22 protein-coding genes and 1 riboswitch are annotated in these 22,874 nt (G+C 62.1%); of the genes, 2 read left to right on the top strand and 20 right to left on the bottom strand.

Features of this window, described 5'->3' with window-relative positions; all coding sequences use genetic code 11:
- Positions 1 to 6: 6 nt before the first annotated feature.
- The 13 genes from AC097A_RS05750 to AC097A_RS05810 form a co-directional block, all read right to left on the bottom strand.
- On the bottom strand, positions 7 to 558 hold the full coding sequence (locus AC097A_RS05750; RefSeq protein ID WP_479620092.1) for a hypothetical protein: 552 nt from the start codon (positions 556 to 558) through the stop codon (positions 7 to 9).
- The gene (locus AC097A_RS05755; protein WP_479620093.1) at positions 555 to 1,007 is read right to left on the bottom strand and encodes a zinc-ribbon domain containing protein; all 453 of its coding nucleotides are present in this window, start codon (positions 1,005 to 1,007) and stop codon (positions 555 to 557) included. The genes AC097A_RS05750 and AC097A_RS05755 overlap by 4 nt, the downstream gene beginning before the upstream one ends.
- A 34-nt stretch (positions 1,008 to 1,041) precedes the next feature.
- Positions 1,042 to 2,505 (bottom strand): bifunctional hydroxymethylpyrimidine kinase/phosphomethylpyrimidine kinase, encoded by a 1,464-nt coding sequence (gene thiD, locus AC097A_RS05760; RefSeq protein WP_479620094.1) that lies wholly within the window; start codon positions 2,503 to 2,505, stop codon positions 1,042 to 1,044.
- A 67-nt stretch (positions 2,506 to 2,572) separates the two neighbouring features.
- Positions 2,573 to 3,469, bottom strand: coding sequence for a thiazole synthase (locus AC097A_RS05765; protein WP_479620095.1), 897 nt, complete (start codon positions 3,467 to 3,469; stop codon positions 2,573 to 2,575).
- Positions 3,470 to 3,473: 4 nt separating this feature from the next.
- Complete coding sequence (gene thiS, locus AC097A_RS05770) at positions 3,474 to 3,701, bottom strand: sulfur carrier protein ThiS (protein WP_479620096.1); 228 nt, start codon at positions 3,699 to 3,701, stop codon at positions 3,474 to 3,476.
- On the bottom strand, positions 3,698 to 4,756 hold the full coding sequence (locus AC097A_RS05775; protein WP_479620097.1) for an FAD-dependent oxidoreductase: 1,059 nt from the start codon (positions 4,754 to 4,756) through the stop codon (positions 3,698 to 3,700). Before AC097A_RS05775 ends, thiS begins: the two co-directional genes overlap by 4 nt.
- 2 nt (positions 4,757 to 4,758) lie before the next feature.
- A complete protein-coding gene (gene thiC, locus AC097A_RS05780) occupies positions 4,759 to 6,648 on the bottom strand; it encodes a phosphomethylpyrimidine synthase ThiC (RefSeq protein WP_479620098.1) in 1,890 nt (629 codons plus the stop codon).
- Between the two features lie 86 nt (positions 6,649 to 6,734).
- Positions 6,735 to 6,835: riboswitch (TPP riboswitch) on the bottom strand.
- Between the two features lie 39 nt (positions 6,836 to 6,874).
- Positions 6,875 to 7,528 (bottom strand): tetratricopeptide repeat protein, encoded by a 654-nt coding sequence (locus AC097A_RS05785; RefSeq protein ID WP_479620099.1) that lies wholly within the window; start codon positions 7,526 to 7,528, stop codon positions 6,875 to 6,877.
- A 13-nt stretch (positions 7,529 to 7,541) separates the two neighbouring features.
- Positions 7,542 to 9,374, bottom strand: a complete 1,833-nt coding sequence (aceK, locus tag AC097A_RS05790; RefSeq protein ID WP_479620100.1) for a bifunctional isocitrate dehydrogenase kinase/phosphatase — start codon at positions 9,372 to 9,374, stop codon at positions 7,542 to 7,544.
- A gap of 66 nt (positions 9,375 to 9,440) precedes the next feature.
- Positions 9,441 to 10,106 carry a carbonate dehydratase gene (can, locus tag AC097A_RS05795; protein ID WP_479620101.1) on the bottom strand — a complete coding sequence of 222 codons (666 nt, stop codon included), beginning with the start codon at positions 10,104 to 10,106 and terminating at the stop codon, positions 9,441 to 9,443.
- An 8-nt stretch (positions 10,107 to 10,114) separates the two neighbouring features.
- Entirely contained in the window at positions 10,115 to 12,130 is a 2,016-nt protein-coding gene (locus tag AC097A_RS05800; RefSeq protein WP_479620102.1) for an LTA synthase family protein, read from the bottom strand.
- A 5-nt stretch (positions 12,131 to 12,135) separates the two neighbouring features.
- A complete protein-coding gene (locus AC097A_RS05805) occupies positions 12,136 to 13,317 on the bottom strand; it encodes an isovaleryl-CoA dehydrogenase (protein ID WP_479620103.1) in 1,182 nt (393 codons plus the stop codon).
- 12 nt (positions 13,318 to 13,329) lie between these two features.
- Positions 13,330 to 13,785, bottom strand: a complete 456-nt coding sequence (locus tag AC097A_RS05810) for a MerR family transcriptional regulator (RefSeq protein ID WP_479620104.1) — start codon at positions 13,783 to 13,785, stop codon at positions 13,330 to 13,332.
- 105 nt (positions 13,786 to 13,890) lie between these two features.
- Between AC097A_RS05810 and AC097A_RS05815 the strand changes: the two genes are divergently transcribed.
- Both AC097A_RS05815 and AC097A_RS05820 read left to right on the top strand, forming a co-directional pair.
- Positions 13,891 to 15,057: an MBL fold metallo-hydrolase gene (locus AC097A_RS05815; RefSeq protein WP_479620105.1), complete on the top strand. Its 1,167-nt coding sequence runs from the start codon at positions 13,891 to 13,893 to the stop codon at positions 15,055 to 15,057.
- 41 nt (positions 15,058 to 15,098) lie between these two features.
- A complete protein-coding gene (locus AC097A_RS05820) occupies positions 15,099 to 15,794 on the top strand; it encodes a glutathione binding-like protein (RefSeq protein ID WP_479620106.1) in 696 nt (231 codons plus the stop codon).
- Between the two features lie 63 nt (positions 15,795 to 15,857).
- On the opposite strand, the gene AC097A_RS05825 is transcribed toward AC097A_RS05820, so the two are convergent.
- From AC097A_RS05825 to glyQ, 7 genes are all read right to left on the bottom strand, one after another.
- Positions 15,858 to 16,439 (bottom strand): PEP-CTERM sorting domain-containing protein, encoded by a 582-nt coding sequence (locus AC097A_RS05825; protein ID WP_479620107.1) that lies wholly within the window; start codon positions 16,437 to 16,439, stop codon positions 15,858 to 15,860.
- Positions 16,440 to 16,571: 132 nt separating this feature from the next.
- Positions 16,572 to 17,291, bottom strand: a complete 720-nt coding sequence (locus tag AC097A_RS05830) for a hypothetical protein (RefSeq protein ID WP_479620108.1) — start codon at positions 17,289 to 17,291, stop codon at positions 16,572 to 16,574.
- A gap of 107 nt (positions 17,292 to 17,398) precedes the next feature.
- Entirely contained in the window at positions 17,399 to 18,313 is a 915-nt protein-coding gene (locus tag AC097A_RS05835) for a M48 family metallopeptidase (RefSeq protein WP_479620109.1), read from the bottom strand.
- A 24-nt stretch (positions 18,314 to 18,337) separates the two neighbouring features.
- Positions 18,338 to 19,081 carry a lysophospholipid acyltransferase family protein gene (locus AC097A_RS05840; protein ID WP_479620204.1) on the bottom strand — a complete coding sequence of 248 codons (744 nt, stop codon included), beginning with the start codon at positions 19,079 to 19,081 and terminating at the stop codon, positions 18,338 to 18,340.
- A 53-nt stretch (positions 19,082 to 19,134) separates the two neighbouring features.
- Positions 19,135 to 19,683, bottom strand: coding sequence for a D-glycero-beta-D-manno-heptose 1,7-bisphosphate 7-phosphatase (gene gmhB, locus AC097A_RS05845; protein ID WP_479620110.1), 549 nt, complete (start codon positions 19,681 to 19,683; stop codon positions 19,135 to 19,137).
- A gap of 103 nt (positions 19,684 to 19,786) precedes the next feature.
- Positions 19,787 to 21,943 (bottom strand): glycine--tRNA ligase subunit beta, encoded by a 2,157-nt coding sequence (glyS, locus tag AC097A_RS05850; RefSeq protein ID WP_479620111.1) that lies wholly within the window; start codon positions 21,941 to 21,943, stop codon positions 19,787 to 19,789.
- Positions 21,944 to 21,954: 11 nt separating this feature from the next.
- Positions 21,955 to 22,869, bottom strand: a complete 915-nt coding sequence (gene glyQ / locus AC097A_RS05855; protein WP_296470560.1) for a glycine--tRNA ligase subunit alpha — start codon at positions 22,867 to 22,869, stop codon at positions 21,955 to 21,957.
- Positions 22,870 to 22,874: the final 5 nt, after the last annotated feature.

The following is a 22,874-nucleotide window of genomic DNA, read 5'->3' on the forward strand; positions in this document are numbered from 1 at the left end:
CCGCACTCAGCATCCCTCCAATGCTTTTTGATGCTGAGTGGCCTTTTCAGGCAACTGCATGCGCAACACCTTCGCCTTGGCCCAAGCCGCATCGCATTCAACGCCAACTGAAAATTCCTCCAGCTGAAACCGTCCAGTTGCGCGCACAAAGCCTGTTTTCTTTTCGATGAATCTCTGAATCGCATTACGACCAATCGCGAAACGCAAAGCTTCCTCGCCATTTTTAATTTCGATTGACTTCACTTTGTAGCTATTTAAGTGCGGCGGATCGTTGATGACAAAGTGAGGGAGCTTTGCCCTCGACCCCGCATTTGGCACAAGCGTGTACTCAGGCGTAGTCTCAGCCAATCGGTCACTGCCCTCTGCCCATACGCCAAACAGAGTTCCCTCAACCCAAAGCCTCCCCGAGAATTCCGCAAGCAATTCTTGTGAACTTTTGAGTTGAACGAGTTTGAGAGACGATTTACTTGGTTGAACAAGCCGCGAAGTGGCGTCCTCGGCTTGCGCTGCAAAACATGCCAGAAGAAATGCACAAAACAATAGAAGCAGTTTCATCACGGAGTTGCTTCATTATTGGGATTTGTCTGCCCTGAAGACCGCAACATTTTTTGAATCATATTTTTCTTTGCAGTGTCAGGCTTGTATGGAGAAAATTCCTCCAAATGGACCAGCAGAGCCATCCAGTGCTTCAAAAACTCCAGGTCCTTTTGTAACTTCGCCTTCGAATCAAGCCACCGTGCGTCGAAATCGGCTATCTGAGCTCGAATTCGATGTGCCTCTGACCAGCACGCCCCACAAAGACTGCGCCGCTGATCAATACTCGCTTTCTTTGTCTCAAAGGTGTACTTCTGATCTTGAGCGGTGAAGACACTGTCAGCCCTGCACTTACTGCATACATAGCGGATATCCAAGTAATCACGTATGTAGTGATACGAGTAAGACTGCTTGCTCTTGTCTGACCAGAGCTCCGGGTCTGCAGCGGCGGTCGTTGGGCGATGAACCTCCATAAGCACGGCTCCATATTTGATGGCCGCACTATAACTACTGAATTTCAAATCTCTCGATCAAAGCCCTACACGCTCCCTCGGGATACTCTGCCTTGGTAACAGCGGAAATCACCGCGGCACTGGCCGCACCCGTGGCCGCAACCTCCGCCACATTGCTGGCATCAATGCCCGCAATGCCCACCACGGGCAGTGGCAGCACGTTTGCCCAGTAGCGCAGGTTATCCAATCCCTGGGGGATCCAGGGCATGTCTTTGCTCTGCGTGGCGAAGATGGGGCCGCAAGCGATGTAGCTGGGGCGCAGGGCCCAGGCACAGGCGACTTCCCAGTAGCTGTGGGTGCTTAGGCCCAGGCGCACGCCGGCTGCTCTCAGGGCGTCCAGGTCCACGGTGTCCAGGTCTTCCTGGCCCAGGTGCACGCCATAGGCGCCATGCTGCAGGGCGAGTTGCCAGTGGTCGTTGATGAAGAGTTGCGCACCGGGTATGGCGCGCGCCGCGGCAATGGACTCCTGAATCTGCGCAGCCAGTGAGGGCTCAGCCGGGTCCTTGATGCGCAGCTGGACGGTGCGGATACCCGCGGCCAGCACGCGACGCACCCAGGCGGCACTGTCGACCACCGCATAGACACCCAGGGCCGGGTTGCTCAAATTCGAGAAGGCGCTTTGTGCGCCGGGCTGGGCCTGCAGCCAAGGCAGGTTGTCGGCGTGCTGCGCGAAGTCCAGCAGCGCCTGCACAGGACCTGCGCCCTGCCCTGCAGCATAGGCATGGCGCAGTGCGTGGGTGGTGGCCATTTTGGCGAGCACCACCGCGTCGGCCACGCAGTAGCCACTGGCCAGCGCAGCCGCGGCGGTGGACGCGAAGGTGCAGCCGGTGCCGTGGTGGTGGATGGTGTCCACACGCGGCAGGCTGAGCCAGCCACTGGCCTCGGGGCTGCTGAACCAGTCACTGGCCAATCCGTTGGCCCTCGCGTCGTCGCCACCGGTGATGACCACCGAGGGCTGCCCCACTTCATACGCTTGCCCCGCACGCAGGCCCAAGCGCTCCGCTTCCACGCGGTTAGGCGTAATCAGCGTGGCGCGTGGCAGCAGCTCCTGCACATAGGCTTGCACCATAGCGTCGCCTGCAAAGCTGGCGCCCGTGGTGGAGCCCAGCACCGGGTCCACCACCAGCGCCACGGGCAGCCCCTGCGCGCGCAAACGATCCACCCACTGGCGAACGACGCGCACGTTGTCCACACTGCCCAGCAGGCCGGTCTTGATGGCCTGGGGCGGCATATCCTGCGCCAGCGCCGCCAGTTGTGCGTCCAGCAGCTCGGCGCTGACGGGCTCCACGCGGGTAACGGCCACCGAGTTCTGCGCGGTGATGGCGGCCACGGCGGTGCAGCCATGCACGCCAAAGGCTTGCAGGGCTTTGAGGTCGGCCTGCAGACCTGCGCCGGCGCCGGAGTCGGAGCCGGCAATGCTCCAGACCACGGGGCGCGTGTCAGCCGCTACCGAACGCACTTCAGTGTCAAAAGTGCTTCTAGCCCTCGTGGGTAGTGCGCGAGCAGCTTCTTTTTTCATAGCAACCTTAGAGCAAGATGGGGTGACCAACCACCGGCGTGGAGGCCACGGCCATGTCCTGGCGGGCCATGACGCCGGCCTCGAACGCCAAGCGGCCGGATTCGATGCCCAGCTTGAACGCACGCGCCATGCGCACCGGGTCCATCGCGTGGGCCACAGCGCTGTTGAGCAGCACGGCGTCCAGCCCCAGTTCCATGGCCTGCACCGCGTCGGCCGGCGAGCCTATGCCCGCGTCCACGATGAGAGGCACACCAGGCAGGCGCGCGCGCAAGGTGCGCAGCGCGCCGGGGTTGACCAGCCCCTGGCCCGAGCCGATGGGTGCGCCCCAGGGCATGAGGAGGTTGCAGCCCACGTCCAGCAGGCGCTTGCAGCTCACCAGGTCGTCCATGCAGTAGGGGAAGACTTCAAAGCCATCTTTGACGAGTTGCGTGGCGGCTGTAAGCAGCTCAAACGGGTCGGGCTGCAGGGTGTGGGCGTCACCCACCACTTCGAGTTTGATCCAGGTGGTGTCAAACAGCTCGCGTGCCATGTGGGCCAGGGTGATGGCTTCGCGGGCGGTGTAACAGCCAGCGGTGTTGGGCAGCAGGTGGGCTCCCGTGGCTTGGATGAGGGCAAAGAAGTCGCCGACCTCTGCGCCATGGGCCAGTTGGCGGCGCAGGCCCATGGTGACGACTTGCGCACCGGAGGCCGTGATGGCGTCTTGCAGGACCTGGGGGGACGGATAGCTGGCGGTGCCCAGGAAGAAACGGCTGGTGAGGGTGCGGCCGCCTATGTGCCATTGGCTCTGCTCGGGGGGGAGCCTGGAAGTCAGCGCGTTCTGCTCCGTGTCCCCCGCCCGCTGTGCGGGCTCCTCCTTTACCTGCGCAGAGCGCTCTGCCTCCCAGTCTCTTGGTGTGACTCGCATATTCTTAACCTCCTTCAATCGGTTGGAAGGTCAGAATGAAGTCGCCCTCGACCAGCGGCTGCTGCGGGCGCAGGCTGCGCGGTACGAAATTGCCGTTGACTGCGGTGGCCAGGCCTGCGGGCAAGACGCCGCGCGCTTCTACCCAGGCTTGCAGGGTGCGGGCGGTGGTGCTTTCCGGGTTGCCGTTCACCACCACGGTGATGGTGGGCAGTGCAGTGTCTGTTGTACTCATAGCGATAACTCGTGCAGGGCCTGCTCCACCAGGGCGGGGGCGATGAGCCAGCCGTGGCGGAAGAGGCCGTTGATTTCTGTTGTGCCTGCGCGGTGGCGCACCACGGGCAGGTTGTCGGGCAGCGCGGGGCGCAGATTGGTCTCGGTGTGCAGCACGCGCGCTTCGGCCAGTGCGGGGATGGCGCTGTGCGCGGCGCTCAGCAGTTCCAACGTGCTGCGCAGCGACACGGGCGAGCGGTCTTCGCTCTCGATCTCGCTAGCGCCGACTACGATCACATCGCCGGGCCGCGGCACCAGGTAGACCGAATGGCGCGGGTGCAGCAGGCGCACGGGGCGGTGCAACTGCACGCCGGGCGCGTGCAGCAAGAACACTTCGCCACGCACGCCACGCACGGGTAGCGCGGGCTTGGCGCCTACACCGCGCACGTCGAACACATGGTCGAAGCGGTGCTGTGCATCGCCCACGCGCAAAACACTCGCCTCCACCGCACTCACCGTCGTGCCCCAATGCCATTGCACACCCTGCGCCGTGGCCTGCGCCGCCAGGGCCTGCAGCGCCTGGATCGGATGGATTTGACCTTCACACGGCAGCAGCCAGGCCAGTGCCGGGCCGCTGATACTGGGCTCTAGTTCGCGCAACTGCGCCGGTGTCAACGGTTGCGGCTGGTAGGGCGCATCGGCCTTGGCCTGCAGCAGACCCACGACGCGTTGGGCGGCGCCCGCATCGCTACGGTGCGCGAGCAGCAGGCTGCCCTGCATACGCAGCTCCACGGGTTGATCCAAACCTTGCACGATCTGCGGCCACAGCGCGCAGGAGCGCAGGCCCAGCGCAAACACTTCAGCACCTGCACGCTCCAACTCGGCCACGGGGCTCAGCATGCCGGCAGCCGTCCAGCCTGCGGCCAGCGAGCCCGAGTCCGCGCGTGGATCGGGGCCTAACCCGGGACCGGACGCGGGGTCGAACACCTGCACGGCGTGGCCCGCGCGGCTGAGCGTGAATGCCAGCAGCCGCCCGAGCACCCCCGCGCCGGCAATGCCGATGCGCTTCGCTGCCACGGTCAGGCCTTGATGTCTTCGGCTCTAGCGATGGGGATATAAATTTCCCCGCCCACCTTCTTGAACTCATCGGACATGACGTCCATGCCCGACTGCAGCGCCTGCTCGTCGCTCACGCCCAGGTTCTTGGCGTACTCGCGGACTTCTTGCGTGATCTTCATGGAGCAGAACTTGGGGCCGCACATGGAGCAGAAATGAGCCACCTTAGCGCCCTCGGCAGGCAGGGTTTCATCGTGAAACTGCTTGGCGGTTTCCGGGTCCAGCGAGAGGTTGAACTGGTCCATCCAGCGGAACTCGAAGCGCGCCTTGGACAACGCGTCATCCCGCGCCCGCACGCCGGGGTGGCCCTTGGCCACATCGGCCACGTGGGCGGCAATCTTGTAGGTGATGATGCCGACCTTCACGTCTTCACGGTCCGGCAGGCCCAGATGTTCCTTGGGTGTGACGTAGCAGAGCATGGCGGTGCCGAACCAGCCGATCATGGCCGCGCCAATGCCGCTGGTGATGTGGTCGTAGCCCGGCGCAATGTCCGTGGTCAGTGGGCCCAGGGTGTAGAACGGGGCCTCACCACAGTGCTTGAGCTGCTCGGTCATATTGGCCTGCACCATGTGCATGGGCACGTGGCCAGGGCCTTCGATCATCACCTGCACATCCTGCTGCCAGGCCTTGTGCGTGAGCTCGCCCAGCGTACGCAGCTCGGCAAACTGCGCCTCGTCGTTCGCATCGGCACCGCTGCCGGGGCGCAGGCCATCACCCAGCGAGTAGCTCACGTCATACGCCTTCATGATCTCCGTCATCTCATCGAAGTGTGTGTAGATGAAGTTCTCTTTATGGTGCGCAATGCACCACTTGGCCATGATGGAGCCGCCGCGCGAGACAATGCCGGTCACGCGGTTGGCCGTCAGGTGGATGAAGGGCAGGCGTACGCCAGCGTGCACCGTGAAGTAGTCCACGCCCTGCTCGGCCTGTTCGATCAGCGTGTCGCGGAAGATCTCCCAGGTCAGGTCTTCGGCAATGCCACCCACCTTCTCCAGCGCCTGGTAGATCGGCACGGTGCCGATGGGAACGGGGCTGTTGCGCACGATCCAGTCGCGCGTGGTGTGGATGTTTTTGCCGGTGGACAGATCCATCACGGTGTCTGCGCCCCAGCGGATGGACCAGACCAGCTTTTCCACTTCTTCCTCGATGCTAGAGGTGATGGCCGAGTTGCCAATGTTGGCGTTGATCTTGACCAGGAAGTTGCGGCCAATGGCCATGGGCTCCAGCTCGGTGTGGTTGATGTTAGCGGGGATGATGGCGCGGCCGCGCGCGACCTCATCGCGCACAAACTCGGGCGTTACCACCTTGGGGATGCTGGCGCCAAAGCTGTTGCCGGCCAGGCGTGCTTCGCGCTCGGCATTGCCCAGGTACTGCGCCTGCCATTCCAGATTCTGGTTCTCGCGCAGGGCCACGTACTCCATCTCGGGGGTGACGATGCCTTTGCGGGCGTAGTGCATCTGCGTCACGTTAGCGCCGCTGCGTGCCCGGCGCGGCTGGCGCTGCAGGCCGGCGGCCTGGGCGCGCAAGGCGGCCAGCGCATCGGTCTCGCCGTTCTTCAGGCCATCGTCCAAGGCAAAGGGCTTGCGGCCTGCGTAGAGTTCGGTGTCACCGCGGCCATCCACCCAGCCCTGGCGCACCAACGGCAGGCCCTGGCGCACATCGATGTCGGCACGCGGGTCGGTGTAGGGGCCGGAGGTGTCGTACACCGTGATCGCTTCGCCATTGCTCTGCAAAATCTCGCGCAGCGGCACCTGGATGTCAGGGCGGCTGCCTTGCAGGTAGCGTTTGGTGGAGGCGGGAAGTGGTTCGCGCGTGAGGCGAATGAACTGGGCGAGTTTGTCGGGTGCGTTCACGGGAGTTCTCCGGTTAAGACCCGAAGACAGAAAAGACACCTGCCCCGCAAACTGATGAGAAAAGACGCCGCCCGGACGGCATTCTGCCGTCGGCTGCGCTGCACTTCTTACGCTGGTATGAACCAGATCAAGTTCGCGGGTTCGGAATCCATCTCAGCGCAACCATTGCGCACCCCGGGCAGGGCGGAGTGTACGACAAGTCACTCTGCCCTGCCCGGGCCACAACTCAAGGTCGCGGCATTTTCTCGTTCAGCGCCTTGATGAAGTTAGGATCCAACTCGCGTGCGCGCGGCGTCTTTTCGGCTAGCAGAATCTTGCCCCATGCTTCTTGGTAACGTTCAACCAAAAAGTAGCTGATTGCCCAGTTCTGCAAGTTCAATGTGTGATCGGGCGCCTTGGTATGGATGCGTGCAAACTCCGGCCAGATTTCCTTCAACTCTGCTTCACTGTCTGCCAGTTGGGCCTTGGTACGCACATAGTCCACCTGGAAATCGATATCTTGGGACATCGTTTTTGCAGCCTCCTCAAACAGCGCATGCCCCGAGGCCATGCGCTGCCTACCCATCTCGATCACGGCCATGCCCCACAGGGCAGAACCGTCCTCCGGATTGAGCAACCACGCCTGATTGAAGCGACGCATGGCGTCATCCAGTTTGCCTCCGCGGAGTAGCGTCCACCCTCTCGTAGCGACCTCATTGGCAGCCTTAATGCGGTCATTGCCAAACGCCTTATCCGCCGCCGCAAGAAGGTCAGCATCCGCCGCTAGTTGTGCAGGATTTTTCGTCTGCCCCCCGTATTTGGGTTGCAGATTGATTTGCGCATACGACCACAAACTGACCACACACAGCAGCGCGCACACCAGTATATTTTTGTATTTCATCCCCCTATCCCCTTCACACTTTGTTGATAAACCGCTTCTCTCGCTCATACGGAAACACATCATGCACATAGCCCGCCACAATGCGCTCCTTTTGCGTCTGCCAGAAGGCCGGGGCCAGCAGGTTGGCGTGGTACTGCATGAAGACCTCGCGCACCAGCGGGTTGCCCAATAAGAATGGCGCGAAGGTTTCGGGGAATACGTCGTGCGGGCCGACGCGGTACCAGATCTCGCCGGACATTTCTTCCTCTTCGTTACGCGGCTCGGGCACTTTACGGAAGTTGCAGTCGGTCAGGTATTCGATCTCGTCGTAGTCGTAAAACACGACCTGGCTGTTGCGCGTGATGCCGAAGTTCTTCCACAACATGTCACCCGGGAAGATGTTGGCGGCCACCATGTCCTTGATGGCGTAGCCGTAGTCGATGACGGCACGGGTGATCTGCTCACGTGCGCGCAGCGCGGCCGGGCTGGTGTTGGCGGGGTCGGCACCACCAGCGTCAAACGCCTCCTGCAGGTAGATGTTGAGCGGGATCATGCGCCGCTCGATGTAGAGGTGTTTGATGATGACCTCGGTCTGGCCGTCGCCATCACGATCGCTAATCTCCAGCTGGCTAGGCGCAAACTGCTGCAGCTCGGCCATCAGCGCGTCACTAAAACGCTCGCGTGGGAAGGCCACGTCGCCATAGTCCAGCGTGTCGGCCATGCGGCCCACGCGGTCGTGCTGCTTCACCAGCTGGTACTTGGCCTTCACCTGCTCGCGCGTGGTTTCTTTCTGGTGCGGGAAGTAGTCCTTGATGACCTTGAACACATAGGGGTAGCTGGGTAAATCAAACACCAGCATCACCATGCCCTTGATGCCCGCAGCGATGCGAAACTGGTCCGTGCTGTGCTGCAGGTGGTGCAAAAAGTCGCGGTAGAACAGCGTCTTGCCCTGCTTGGCCAGCCCCAACGCGTTGTAGAGCTCGTTGCGCGGCTTGCGCGGCATCATGCCGCGCAAGAACTGCACGTAGGCGCTGGGTATCTCCATGTCCACCATGAAGTAGGCCCGGGCAAAACTGAACAGGCGCAGCAAGTCGTCCTCGCCAAACAACGCGGCGTCGATGCGCAGCTTGCCGTTCGGGCCATGCAGCACGGGCAGCGCAAAGCCGTGTTCCACAAACCCGTTGATGAGCTTGCCGATGATGTAACAACCCTTGTTGCGAAAAAACAGGTTGGACAGCACCTGCACCTGGAAGTTGGCGCGCAGCGTCACGTCGCCCAGCTGGGTGCGCATCACCTCGCTCACACGTGCCGCATCGCGCGCCAGGTCGTCAAAGGGCACACGCAGGTCGAAGTCTTGCACCATGCGCAGCAGCTGGGCCTGCACCTCCTCCTGCGCGGGGTAGTAGCTGCGGTAGGTGGGGCGATGGCTGGGGCGGCCGGCGGAGACCAGGTTTTCGATGTACTCGGTACTGACTGCCGGGCGCACAAAGATGAAATCGTTCTGGAAATAGCTGCGGTGCAGGATCTTGGTGGTGACCGAGTTGAAGAAGGTCTCGGCCAGTTCGGGCTGGTGGTGGTCCACCAGCAGGCCGATGTAATGCAGCTTGATCTGCTGCCACTCGTCCATGCCCTGCTCACCGGCCTTGAACTCACGCTCCAGCCGCTTGGAGCACTCTTTCACCCGCAGGTCGTAAAACTCGATGCGCTCGCGCTGCGCCCGCTGCTGGCCATGCCAGTCGGCCACCTCAAAACGGTGTTGGGCGCGTGCGCTTTCGGCGCGGAACAGCTGGTAGTGGCGGTTAAAACCATCCAGCATCGCGCGGGCGATGTCGTAAGCGACCGAGGAATCGAGGCGGGTGGGGAACATGGCGAGCAGCAGTCACTATGTTTTTAATAGCTGCTCGCGCATATTCCACGGGGGCCAAAGGCCTATTTACCTTAAATTTCGAGGCAAAAGGCGCACGCCGGAGATGGCCTCGCGGTACAACAATTCGAGGTCATCCTCGCGCCCCACCGTCATGTGCAGATCCTGCACCAGGCCGTCGTGCACGCCATAGACCCAGCCATGCAAGGTTACGTCCTGGTTGGCCGCCCAGGCGTCTTGCAGCACCGTGCTCTGGGCCACATTAACCACCTGCTCGATCGCATTGAGTTCGCACAGGGCCGCAGCCTTGCCGTGTTCAGGGATGACGTCGAGGATGTCGCGGTGGCGATCACGCACGTCCTGGATATGGCGCAGCCAGTTGTCGGCCAGGCCAATGCGCGCGCCTTCCAGCGCAGCCTGCACGCCCGAGCAGCCGTAGTGGCCCACCACCATGATGTGTTTGACTTTGAGCCGCTCCACGGCGAACTGGATGGTGGACAAGGCGTTCAGATCCGAATGCACCACCACGTTGGCCACGTTGCGGTGGACGAAAATTTCACCCGGCGCCAGGCCGATGATTTCGTTGGCGGGCACGCGGCTGTCGGAGCAGCCGATCCACATGTACTTGGGCTTTTGCTGGTTGGCCAGCCCGGTGAAGAAGCCGGGACGGCTGCGCTCCATCTCGGCGGCCCATTCGCGGTTGCGGGAAAAGAGGTCGTTGAGTTTGTCAGTCATAGCCGTGATTATTTCCTAAGTGAGACGCGAACATGCCAGTCCAGAAGTCCGTACCGGGCACGTTCCTGTTGGTCGTCCAGCGCATTGAACTCGCACTGCCCCGCCGGCGGCCTGGCCCCGGTGCAGACAAACGAGTTGGGGTTGCCCAGTTGCCACATGCCCTGGGCGTTGCGCGCATCCCCAGTAAAAAACATGGCGCGCGGCGCATTCATCGGGTCGGGCTGCGCGGGCAGCGGCTTGAGCAGGTTGCGCCCGGCGTTGATGTACGGCACATCAATACCCGCCAGCGGCAGCAGGGTGTTGAACATGTCGCGGTGGCTGGCGGGTTGGTCCAGCTGGTTGCCGCACTGGAGCTTGTTGTCCCAGATGACAAACGGCACCTGGCGCACCAGGTAGCGGCGGCTGGCTTCGGCGTAGACGCCAAAGGAGCGCACATTGTGGTCCCCGGTGCCGGCAATCAGCGTGCTGTCCTTGAGCGGGCCGTTTTGAATTTCCTGCACAAAACCGCCCAGCAAGTCTGCCGCGTAGTGGTAGCTGTCCAGGTTGGGAATCAGCGTCTCCGAGCTGGTTTCGCCCTTCCACAGGTCCATGTCGCGCGGCACGCGCTGGTAGTCCGCGGGCAGGTCATACGGCGGGTGGTTGGTGCTGGTAAGCACAAACACAAACAAGGGTTTGTCGGTAGGCTGCGCCGCCATGCGTTTGCTGAGGTACTGGAAGACATAACTGTCCCACACGCCCCAGATGCCCAGCGTGGCCTCGGGGTAGGCTTCTTTCAGGGTGTTGGCGTCCACCACTTCGTCAAAGCCCTGGACCTTGAGCACCCGGTTCAGATCGCGCCAGCCCGAGCGGGCCGAGGTGACAAACAGCGTTTGGTAACCCGCGTCCTTGACCACCTTGGCCAGCGCCCAGGGGATGGGTTTGCGCCCCACGTCGCCCAGCGTCAGCGGGGTGATGGGGGTAGAAAACAAAATGGCTTCCAGCGAGGGGTGGGTGCCCGCGTGGGCCGAGTCAAAGTTGCGAAAGTGGCAGGCTTTGCTCGGGTCGGTCAACGTGGGTGCCAGGCGGCCCAGCACGTCGAACTTCGGGCTCTGGTAAAGCATGGGCTCGGCGCTCCACGACTCCATGAGGAAGAACACCAGGTTCTTTTTGGCAGTGCCCATGGGCAGCGGGTCGTGCTGGTACAGCGCGGCCTTGACTTCATCGTCCGACCCCACGGGCAAACCGAGCACCTGGGCTGCGGCCTGCGGCGACTCAAACCCCATGGCCTGGAGGCCCACCAGCGGGTCCGACAGGTTTTGCGACTGGCCCCGGCTGTCCCACGCGTACTTGAGGGCAATAACCCCGTTGGGCACCATGTCGTTGAGGAACTGCGAGGTGGTCGCCGTCAAATGCTGGCGCTGCAACGCCATCTGCCGCAAGGTGCCCTTGCCCGCAAACAACATGGCAAACAACACCAGCACGACCACCAACAGTTTGGTAAGGGCATGGCGGGTCTGCAGCAGGGTGTCGGGCTGCAGGCGCCGCACCAGCCCGCGGTGCAGGGCGATGGCGGCCCAGGTCAGTGCAACCGCCAGCAGCAGGGTCCAGATGACCGGAAAATCGCGCCAGATGGTTTCCAGCACGGCGGCGGTGTCGTCCTCCACCAGCCCGAACACCAGAGAGTCAATCGGTGTTTTGTAAAAACCAAAGTAGTGCAGGTTAACCAGCGAGGCCATCACAAACACAAAGGCCACCCCACCGGCAATACGGGCCTGCACCTTGCCGGATACCCAAGGCAGCACCAGCAGCAGCAAAAAGCCGGCAATGGCGCTGACCTTCAGGTCAAAACGCAGGCCTTGGACCACCACTGCGGTCAGGTCACCGCTGGAAGCCTGGTAACCACTGGGCCAAAAGTACGCCAGTTGGCCCAGCCGAATCAGGCTGAGCGCCAGCACCAGTGGCACCACCAGCACCCAGGCGCGCAGCAGACCGCGCAGGGTGCCATGGAGGAGTGTGTTCAGTGTGCGGATAATTGTGGACTTCATCAGCCCTACATTGTCTCCGCGAACAGCTCCCGGCCGATCAGCATGCGGCGAATCTCACTGGTGCCAGCCCCGATTTCGTACAACTTGGCGTCGCGCCACAGGCGGCCCAGCGGGTATTCGTTGATGTAACCATTGCCACCAAAAATCTGCACGCCCTCGCCCGCCATCCAGGTGGCCTTCTCGGCCGTCCACAGGATGACGGATGCGCAGTCCTTGCGCACCTGGCGCACATGCTCGGTGCCCAGCAGGTCCAGGTTCTTGGCCACGGTGTAGGCGAACGAGCGGCCCGCCTGCAGCACGGTGTACATGTCGGCCACCTTGCCCTGGATCAGCTGAAACTCGCCAATGCTCTGGCCGAACTGCTTGCGGTCGTGGATATAGGGGATGACGTTGTCCATGACGGACTGCATGATGCCCAGCGGGCCGCCGGTCAGCACCGCGCGCTCGTAGTCCAGCCCGCTCATCAGCACCTTGGCGCCGTTGTTGACGCCGCCCAGCACGTTGGCCAGCGGCACCTCCACGTTATTGAACACCAGCTCACCGGTGTGGCTGCCGCGCATGCCCAGTTTGTCGAGCTTTTGGGCGATGCTGAAACCCGGCATGTCTTTTTCGATCAGAAACGCCGTAACGCCGCGTGCGCCGAGTTCGGGTTCGCTCTTGGCGTAGACGACCAGTGTGTCGGCGTCGGGGCCATTGGTGATCCACATCTTGCTGCCGTTGAGCAGGTAGTAGCCGCCCTTGTCTTCGGCCTTGAGCTTCATGCTCAAGACGTCGGAGCCAGCCCCGGGCTCGCTCATCGCCAGCGCGCCCACGTGTTCGCCACTGATGAGCTTGGGCAGGTACTTGGCGCGCTGCGCGTCCGTGCCATTGCGCTTGATCTGGTTCACGCACAGGTTGCTGTGCGCGCCGTAGGACAGGCCCACTGAGGCGGAAGCGCGGGAGATTTCTTCCATCGCAATCATGTGCGCCAGGTAACCCATGTTGGCGCCACCGTACTCCTCACCCACGGTGATGCCCAGCACGCCCAGGTCCCCCATCTTGCGCCACAGGTCCATGGGGAACTGGTCGGTCTTGTCGATCTCGGCCGCGCGGGGCGCGATTTCGGCCTGCGCAAATTCGCGCACGGCGTCACGCAGTGCGTCAATGTCTTCGCCGAGTTGGAAGTTCAGGCCGGGCAAGTTGTTCATGGTTTCTCCTCGTTATGGTCTTGTGCTTGCCGCTAAGGCGGCTTTCTTGGTAGCAGCCTTGGCGACAGGTTTGCCGGCCTTGGCTTCGCTGGCGGCCAGCAGGGCGCGGGCCTCGCGCTGGTGCACCTTGATCTCGTCCAGGTTGGCCTGCAGTTCGGCCATCTGCTCTTCCACCTGTTTGCGGTGGGCGGCCAACACGTCCAGAAACTTCTGCAGTTGGGCACCCGTGTCGCGCGGGCTGTCGTACATCTCAATGATGTCGCGCGCCTCGGTCAGGGAGAGGCCCAGCCGTTTGGCGCGCAGCGTCAGCTTGAGCCGGGTACGGTCGCGGCCGCTGTACACGCGGTTGCGTCCACCCGGGCCGGTGCGCTCGGGTTGCAACAGGCCCAGATCCTCGTAAAACCGGATGGCACGGGTGGTCAGGTCAAACTCACGGGCCAGATCGCTGATGCTGTAAGTGGTGCTCATGGTGCGGTAAAAGTGGCGACAGCGCGGCAGGCGGTGCCTGTCTACAATGCCGTCAAGGTTGACGTTTACGTAAACGTCAATTATGAAGCAAAACGATTGGGGCTTATGAACGACCTGGAACAGCGCCTGCACTACCCCCTGGGCGACGCCCTGCCCGAGAGCGGCCGTTGCATAGCGGTGGCACCGGGCATCAAGTGGATTCGCATGGCACTGCCATTTGCGCTGAACCACATCAACCTCTGGCTGCTGCGCGACGAGATCGACGGCGAGAACGGGAAGATTCAGGGCTGGAGCGTGGTGGACACCTGCATCCACCGCGACGAAGCCAAGGCCCAGTGGGAAGATATCTTCGCCCACGAGCTGGAAGGCCTGCCCATCCTGCGCGTCATCGTCACCCACATGCACCCCGACCACATTGGACTGGCGCACTGGTTGTGCGAGCGGTGGAGTGGTCGCAGCGCCGGGCCGCCCCAAGCGGCGACCAGCCCCCATGGGGGGAAGCGCAGCGGCGAAGACGCAAGCGTGGGGGCTCATGAATGCCGCTTGTGGATCAGCGGCCTAGACTACCAGGTGGCTCGCCTGGCTTGCTTGGCGCCGACCAGCTTTGGCGGCGCGCGCACGGCGGCCTTCTTCGCACAGCATGGGCTCAACGATGCAGAAACCCAGTCCAAATTGCTGAACCGGCGCGACTACTTCACCACCCTGGTGCCCTCGGTACCTGACGACTACCACCGCCTGCTGGATGGCCAGCCCCTGCGCATTGGCGCCCACACCTGGCGCTGCATCAGCGGCTACGGCCACGCGCCCGAGCACATGGCGCTGTACTGCGAAAGCCTGAACGTGCTGATAGGCGGCGACATGATGCTGCCGCGTATTTCGACCAACGTCAGCGTCTACGAATCCGAGTCTGAGGCCGATGCGCTGGCCCTGTTCCTGGGTTCCATCGACAAGTTCCGTCCCCTGCCCGAATCCACGCTGGTGTTACCGGCGCACGGCAAACCCTTTACCGGCCTGCACGAACGCATCCAGCAGTTGCACGACCACCACCGTGCCCACCTGGACAAGGTGCTGGACGCATGCAGCCAGCAGCCCTGCAGCGCGGCCGACATCATTCCCGTACTGTTCACCCGCGCCATGGACTTCCACCAGACCACCTTTGCGCTGGGCGAATCTGTGGCCCACCTGCATGCGCTCTGGTACGCGGGGCAGCTGCAGCGCACCCGCAGCCCCGATGGGGTGTTGCGGTTTTCCGTGGCGAGCAGGGTTTCCTGAATTCCGCTAAGGTGCCAGCTCTTCACAGAGGAGCGCCTTGCATGATTGACCTGTACTACTGGACCACGCCCAACGGCCACAAGATCACGATGTTTCTGGAAGAGGCGGGCCTGCCCTACCAGCTGCACACCATCAACATCGGCCGCGGCGAGCAGTTCCAGCCCGAGTTTCTCGCCATCGCGCCCAACAACCGCATTCCCGCCATCGTGGACCAGTCACCCGCCGACGGCGGCGCACCGATCCCGATGTTCGAATCCGGCGCGATCCTGCTCTACCTGGCCGACAAGATCAGCCGCTTTGTGCCGCAGGATCTGCGGGGGCGCAACGTGGCGCTGCAGTGGTTGTTCTGGCAGATGGGTGGCCTGGGCCCCATGGCCGGGCAGAACCACCACTTCAACCAGTACGCGCCCGAAAAGCTGCCCTACGCCATGGAGCGCTACACCAAAGAAACCTCACGCCTGTACGGCGTGCTGAACAAGCAACTGAGCGATGGCCGCGACTACATTGCGGGCGAGTACAGCATTGCCGACATGGCCAGCTACCCCTGGATCGTCCCCTACGAGCGCCAGGGCCAGAAGCTGGAAGACTTCCCCCACCTGGCCGCCTGGTTTGCCCGCGTGGCGGCGCGCCCTGCCACCGCCCGCGCCTACGCGATTGCCGAGGGCATCCGCAACCCGGGCATGGACGAAGCGGCGAAGAAGATTTTGTTTGGACAGGATGCGAGCACGGTGCGCTGACAACGCAGTGTGCAGACACAAAAAAAGCACCCGTGGGTGCTTTTTTTGTGAAGCGTGGTCCGCTTACTTGGCTTTGGCCTTGCGGCGGCGGGCCACGCCAATCGCACACAAGCCGCTCAACAGCATGGCGTAGGTTTCTGGCTCGGGTACCGCTGCGGCAAACAACAAGTTGTCTACGTCATGGGTTTCTGCAATACCGCCGTCAGACCCCGCCTTCACGGAGAAGGAGGTAAAGGCATTGGTGGAGACAAAACCGAAAAACTGCCCAGTGTAGGAATTGGCGATCTGAGGCGTGATGGCCTCAGATCCGGCAAACAGCTGCAAGCCTTGGCCGGCGCCACCAGGAGTCAGATCCCAGTTCGCGCCCACGGCATACACAGCGTTCGCAAAGGTATACGTGGTGAAAGAGTCATCGCGCACTACACGATCGTGGTACACGCCACCGCTGATACCACTGGAATGGCCGCTACCGATCTCAGTAATGGACAGACCCGGCGTGCTGGCGGAATCGAAGGTGAGCTCATTGAACGAGCCATTGACGGCCGCGATCCATGCATTGCGATCGGTGAACGTAAGCACCGACGCGTTGACAATGGAGGCTGCGCCAAGGCAAATGACTGCGACCAGCTGTTTGATATTTTTCATATGTCTTGCTCCCAAAAATGTTGGCCCTAGACGAGGGCTGCACGATTCTAGGAGCCAAAGTGCATGAAACAAGACCATGGCAGCGGTGATAGTCCGATCGGATCATTCCACCACCGCCAACGGAACGCCCATTTATTCGGTCGTTACCGACAAGGTCTGCATATCGGGCACTCCGCTGAACGCATCCTGTGGCCGGGAAAACGCAATCGCTTTGTTCACCCCGTCTTGCAGCAGTTTGGCCCAGACCACCAGCTTATCCACGGCCTGCTGCTTTTTGGAGTCGCCGGCTATCGCACTTGAGCTCCAGTCCGCCACCTTGGTCGCAAGGAATCCGAGTTTGTCCGGATTGACCAAAATACTCAGGTCATACAAACGCGCACTGGACTGCGAATTTCTAATCTTGATGAAGAGCAAGGTCGCCTCACCCGTTTGCATCTTGACCACATGGGGGTCGATGAACATGCAATTGTCATTCTTGCCTGCAGATTTGTTTTGCATGTACAAATGCGACTTGCCGAGACTGCACAGATCCGCTGTGAAATACCCATCTCCCGTGGCTCCACTCGAAGACGCAGTGACGTACATGTCTGCAAAAAAATCGCCATCCTTGAGACTGCGCATGGATGCACTCAATATCCGTACATCCAGATTGGTGTCAGCGGTTTCATGGCCCAACAAATACCACGTGAGTCCCCCGGTATACAACGGGTAACCGCCTATGGTGGTCCCTGCTGGCAACGCAGAAAACTGGGCAACCTTGCGCGCAGTCCCACTGGGAAACAAGTCTTCAGCGCCAACCCCATTGCTACCAAGCGCCAGAAAAATCACGGCCGCACATATCCAGTACTTCATTTTTTCCTCCCTGTATTGTGTGAATAGAAGCGCTCGTGAATTTAGCAGACGAATCGACTGCTTTCAGGCGCCTTAGGCACTGACGCACACGGTGTGGCGCACCGGCCTCACCACTTCGGAATCGCCGGGTCCTTGAGGCTGCCGCGCAACTCCGCATAATCCGGCACCACAGAACGCACGGTGTCCCAGAAGCGGGGGCTGTGGTCCATCACGCGCAGGTGGCTCAACTCGTGGGCCACAACGTAGTCGATCACGGCTTGGCGGAAGTGGATCAGGCGCCAGTTCAGGCGGATGGAACCATCGCTCTTGGCACTGCCCCAGCGGGTACCGGCATTGCTCAGGCTCAACTTGGCCCAGCGCACCTGCAACTGGGGCGCATAGTGGTCCAGCCGCTCTACAAAATTGGCCTTGGCCTGGCGCATAAGCCAGGCCTGCACGGCATCGCGGATCTGCGCCTCGGTGGCGGTATGCGGCAGGGCGATGCGCAGCGTAGTGACACCATCGTTCTGTGCCGCTTCGTCCAGTTGTGCGCCCTTGGCGGCAAAACCATGGCCGCCGTCCAGCACGATGCGGATGGAACTGCCAAGGTAAGGAATCACCGCGCCCTCTTGCCACAGCACCTGCGCATGCTCCTGGCGGGTCTGGCGCTCGCGCGTCTCGTCCAGTTTGCGCAGAATCCAGCCTGATTTTTCCTGTAGCGCGGCATCCACCTCACCCAGCGGTGTCCAGCGTGGCGCGCGCACGCTCAGGCCGTCGGGCCCCACCACAAACCCGATGGTGCGGCGCTTGCCGCGCGCAAAGGCGTAGGCCACCACGGCACCGTCCAGCCGCACCTCGCGGTTGGCCTTGGGGTGCGCGTAGTTGACCGGGGCAATGGCGTTGTGCAGCGGTTGGCCGGCCACAAAGGGCTGATTGGGTAGCGGATTTGCTACTTTTTTAGGAGCTTCTTGCGCAGTATCTACGGGGGCTACAGCTCCAAAAGGCTCAAAAAGATCGCGCGTATAGCGTAGCAGCGGATGCATGGCGCTGGGTAGGCCGGGCAGGCGCTAACGCTGCGGCGCGTAGGCCTCGGGGTCCAGGCGGCGCATCTCGGCTTCGATCCAGGCCTGCACCTCTTCCATCAGCTCTTTGGGCTCGCGCCCCTCGCTGGGAATGGGTTTGCCAATCGACACCTCGACCACACCGGGCGTCTTGATAAAAGCCTTGCGCGGCCAGCACTTAGCGCTGGTCACCGCCACCGGAATGACGGGCGCGCCGGTGGCCACGGCCAGGCGGGTGCCGCCCAGTTTGTAGGTGCCGGTCTGGCCACGTGGAATGCGCGTGCCCTCGGGAAACATGATGACCCAAATGCCCTGCGCCAGCAGGCGCTTGCCCTGTGCCACCACCTTGGCAAACGATTCGTTGCGCTGGCTGCGGTCGATGTGGATCATGTCCAGCCGGCCCATGGCCCAGCCGAAAAAGGGCACGTAGAGCAGCTCTTTTTTGAACACGTAGGCCAGCGGGTGTGGCATCAGCGTGGGCATCAAAAAGGTCTCGAAGGTGGACTGGTGCTTGACCAACAGAATGGCCGGCGCCGTATCGCCCGTGGGCAGGTTCTCCCAGCCAATCACGTGGGTGCGGATGCCCAGCAGCACGCGCGCGCCGCCAATGGCCCAGCCCAGCCAGCGCACCGCCATCCACCACAGCGGCTTGCCGCGCACGCGGAGGGACGCCACCAGCATGATGATGCCCCAGGGCATGACCGTGACCAGCATCCACAGCATGTGCAAGCAGGAGCGCAGCACCGCCATCAGCCAGTTGGGGCGGGACGGTTGCCCCAGGTTTGGCACAGGCGGCATGCCACTCATGCCTGTGCCACCAGGTGGTCCGCGAACGCAGCCAGGTCGTCGTGCACGATGGTGCCTGCGGGAAAACTCTCGGGCAGCTCGCGCCCCTTGTAGGCCGCGGCCTTGCCGGTCAACACCAGGTGCGGCACACAGCCCACGGCGGCGCCGGCAATCAGGTCGCGCGCCGAGTCGCCCACGGCGGGCATCCCTTTGAGGTCCACCCCAAAACGTTCGCCAATCTGTTCAAACAGCCCCGACTCGGGCTTGCGGCAGTGGCAGTTGTCGTCGGGCGCATGCGGGCAGTAAAAGATCGCGTCCACCTTGCCACCCACGGCCGCCAGCATGGTGTGCATCTTGGCGTGCATGGCGTTGAGCGCCACCACGTCAAACAGGCCACGCCCCAGACCACTCTGGTTGGTCGCCACCACCACATGCCAGCCCGCGTGGTTGAGCTTGGCAATGGCTTCCAGCGCACCCGGCAAGGGCCGCCACTCATGGGGCGATTTGACGAACTCCGCGCTGTCGATGTTGATGGTGCCGTCGCGGTCGAGGACGCAGAGTTTCATAGAGACCTTTTCAACGAGAAACAGCCAGCCGCCGGGCCGCCCCAAGGCTGGCTAGCCCCCCTGGGGGGCAGCGACCCGTGCAACGGTGGAGCGTGGGGGCGCATCAGGCAGCCAGCTTGGAGAGGTCGGCCACACGGTTCATCGCGGCATGCAAAGTCGCCAACAGGCCCAGGCGGTTGGCCTTGAGCGCGGGGTCTTCGGCATTCACCATCACGCCATCGAAGAACGCATCCACCGGCGCCTTCAGGGCAGCTAGGGCTTGTAAGTTGGCAGCGTAATTGCCTGCAACCCAGGCTGCGTCTGCGGCAGGCGCTACGATTTTTAGAGCGTCAGCCAGGGCTTTCTCGGCGGGTTCGACCAGCAAGGCAGGATTGATACCGGTTGGTACTTCGCCTTCGACCTTCTTGAGGATGTTGCCTACGCGTTTGTTGGCGGCAGCCAGTGCAGGGGCTTCGGGCAAGGCCGCGAAGGCCCGCACGGCGGCGAGGCGCTTGGCCACATCGCCCAGGCGCTGGGGGCGCAAGGCCAGCACGGCATCCACTTCTTGCGCGCTATAGCCCTGCTCGCGCAGTGAGCCGGCGAGGCGGTCGAAGATGAATGAAGCGAGCTCCACCATGTTGTATCCAAATTTGACTTCAGCATCGCCCCCCTGAGTCGCCAACCAATTGGCGAAAGCTTTAGAAGCCATCGACAGCAAATGGTCCAAATTCAGAGGCAGCGCTTGCTCTACCAACATGCGAATCACGCCCAACGCATGGCGGCGCAGCGCGAACGGATCTTTGTCACCCGTCGGCAAGTTGCCAATGCCAAACATGCCCACCAGGGTTTCCAGCTTGTCGGCCAGCGCGACCACCACGCCCACGTCGTTACGCGGCAAAGCGTCGCCTGCGAAACGGGGTTTGTAGTGGTCTTCAATGGCATGGGCCACCGCGGCAGGCAGGCCGTCGTTGAGCGCGTAGTAGCCGCCCATGATGCCTTGCAACTCTGGGAACTCGCCCACCATGTCGGTCACCAAGTCCGTCTTGGCCAGTTGCGCGGCCTGGTCGGCTTGCGCCACCAGCGTGGCATCGCCGAGTTGGGCCGCTATCGCCTTGGCAATCGCACGCACACGCTCCACACGTTCGCCCTGCGTGCCCAGCTTGTTGTGGTACACCACCTTGCCCAGACCTTCGACACGCGACGCCAGCGTCTTCTTGCGGTCTTGGTCAAAGAAGAACTTGGCATCGGCCAGACGCGGGCGCACCACGCGCTCGTTGCCACCGATCACGAAGCTCGTGTCTTCGGGGTTGATGTTGCTCACCACCAAAAACTTGTTGGTGAGTTTGTTGTTCGCGTCCAGCAACGGAAAGTACTTCTGGTTGGCCTTCATGGTGAGGATCAGGCACTCTTGCGGCACGTCCAAAAACTGGGTTTCAAACTCGCAGATCAGTACATTGGGACGCTCAACCAAGGCGGTCACTTCGTCCAGCAGCGCGTCGTCGTCGATGGGCTTGCAACCACCGCCCACTTTGGCTGCCGCAGCGGCCAGTTGGCGCACGATCTCAGCGCGGCGGTCGGCGAAGCTGGCAATCACGGCACCATCCATGGCCAGCACGGCGGCATAGGCATCAGCATCCGCAATCACCACGGGCGACACGGCCGCCTCAAAGCGGTGGCCTTGGGTGCTGTTGCCAGAATGCAGCCCCAGGGCTTGCACCGGCACCACGTCGGCGCCGTGTAAGGCCATCAGGCTGTGCGCGGGGCGCACAAAACTCACACTACTCCAGCCCGGCAGCTCACAGCCGCTTTCCAACTGGTAGGTCATGACCTTGGGAATGGGCAGCTTGGCAATCGCGTCGAGCAGCGCCTTTTGCAGGCCTTCGGCCAGCGTGGCGCCTTTGACCGTACTGTCATAAAACAGCGCCTCGGCTTTGCCATCGGGCGCGCGCTTCAGACCGCTCACCGCAGATGCGTCGGCACCCAAGGCTTGCAGCTTCTTCAGCAATGCGGGGGTTGCGTTTCCAGCCGCATCCAGACCCACAGCAACCGGCATCAGCTTTTGCGACACGGCTTTGTCTGCAGCGTGCGCAGCCACGGCAGTGACATGCACAGCCAGACGGCGGGGCGATGCAAAGTGGGTCACCGCCGCATCGGCAGCGGCCAGGCCTTGGGCTTTCAGCGAATCCGCCAACACCGAGGAAAACGCCTCGCCCAGCTTTTTCAACGCCTTGGGAGGCAGCTCTTCCACAAACAGCTCAACGAGAAGGTTTTTGCTAGTCATACTCATGTCTCTCACGCGGCCTTCTTGGTCAACTGGGTCATCTGTTCCACCCACTCACGCGGCGCCATGGGGAAACCCAGGCGCTCACGGCTCTCGTAATAACTTTGCGCCACGCTGCGCGCCAGGTTGCGGATGCGGCCGATGTAGGCCGCGCGCTCGGTCACGCTGATGGCGCCACGTGCATCCAGCAGGTTGAAGCTGTGCGCGGCCTTGAGCACCTGCTCGTAGGCGGGCAGGGCCAGTTGCGCTTCGATCAAATGCTTGGCCTGTTTTTCGTGCGCGTTAAACGCGGTGAACAGAAAATCGGCGTCGCTGTGTTCGAAGTTGTAGGTGGACTGTTCCACCTCATTTTGTTTGTAGACGTCGCCATAGCTCAGGCCCTCGGTCCAGGTCAGGTTGTAGACGTTGTCCACGCCCTGCAGGTACATGGCCAAGCGTTCCAGCCCGTAGGTGATCTCGCCCGTGGCGGGTTTGCAGTCGATGCCGCCCACCTGCTGGAAGTAGGTAAACTGCGTCACTTCCATACCGTTGAGCCAGACTTCCCAGCCTAGGCCCCAGGCACCCAGCGTGGGGTTTTCCCAGTCGTCTTCGACAAAACGGATGTCATTTTTCTTCAGGTCAAAGCCCAGCGCTTCAAGCGAACCCAGGTACAGCTCCAGGATGTTGCTGGGCGCGGGCTTGAGCACCACCTGGTACTGGTAGTAGTGCTGCAGGCGGTTGGGGTTCTCGCCGTAGCGGCCATCCTTGGGGCGGCGGCTAGGCTGCACATAGGCGGCCTTCCAAGGCTCAGGACCAATGGCGCGCAAAAAGGTTGCGGTGTGCGAGGTGCCGGCGCCCACTTCCATGTCATAGGGTTGCAACAGGGCGCAGCCCTGGTCAGCCCAATAGGACTGCAGTTTCAAAATGATTTGCTGAAAAGTAAGCATGGTGC

Source organism: Rhodoferax sp. XS2R6 (genome assembly GCF_056521365.1).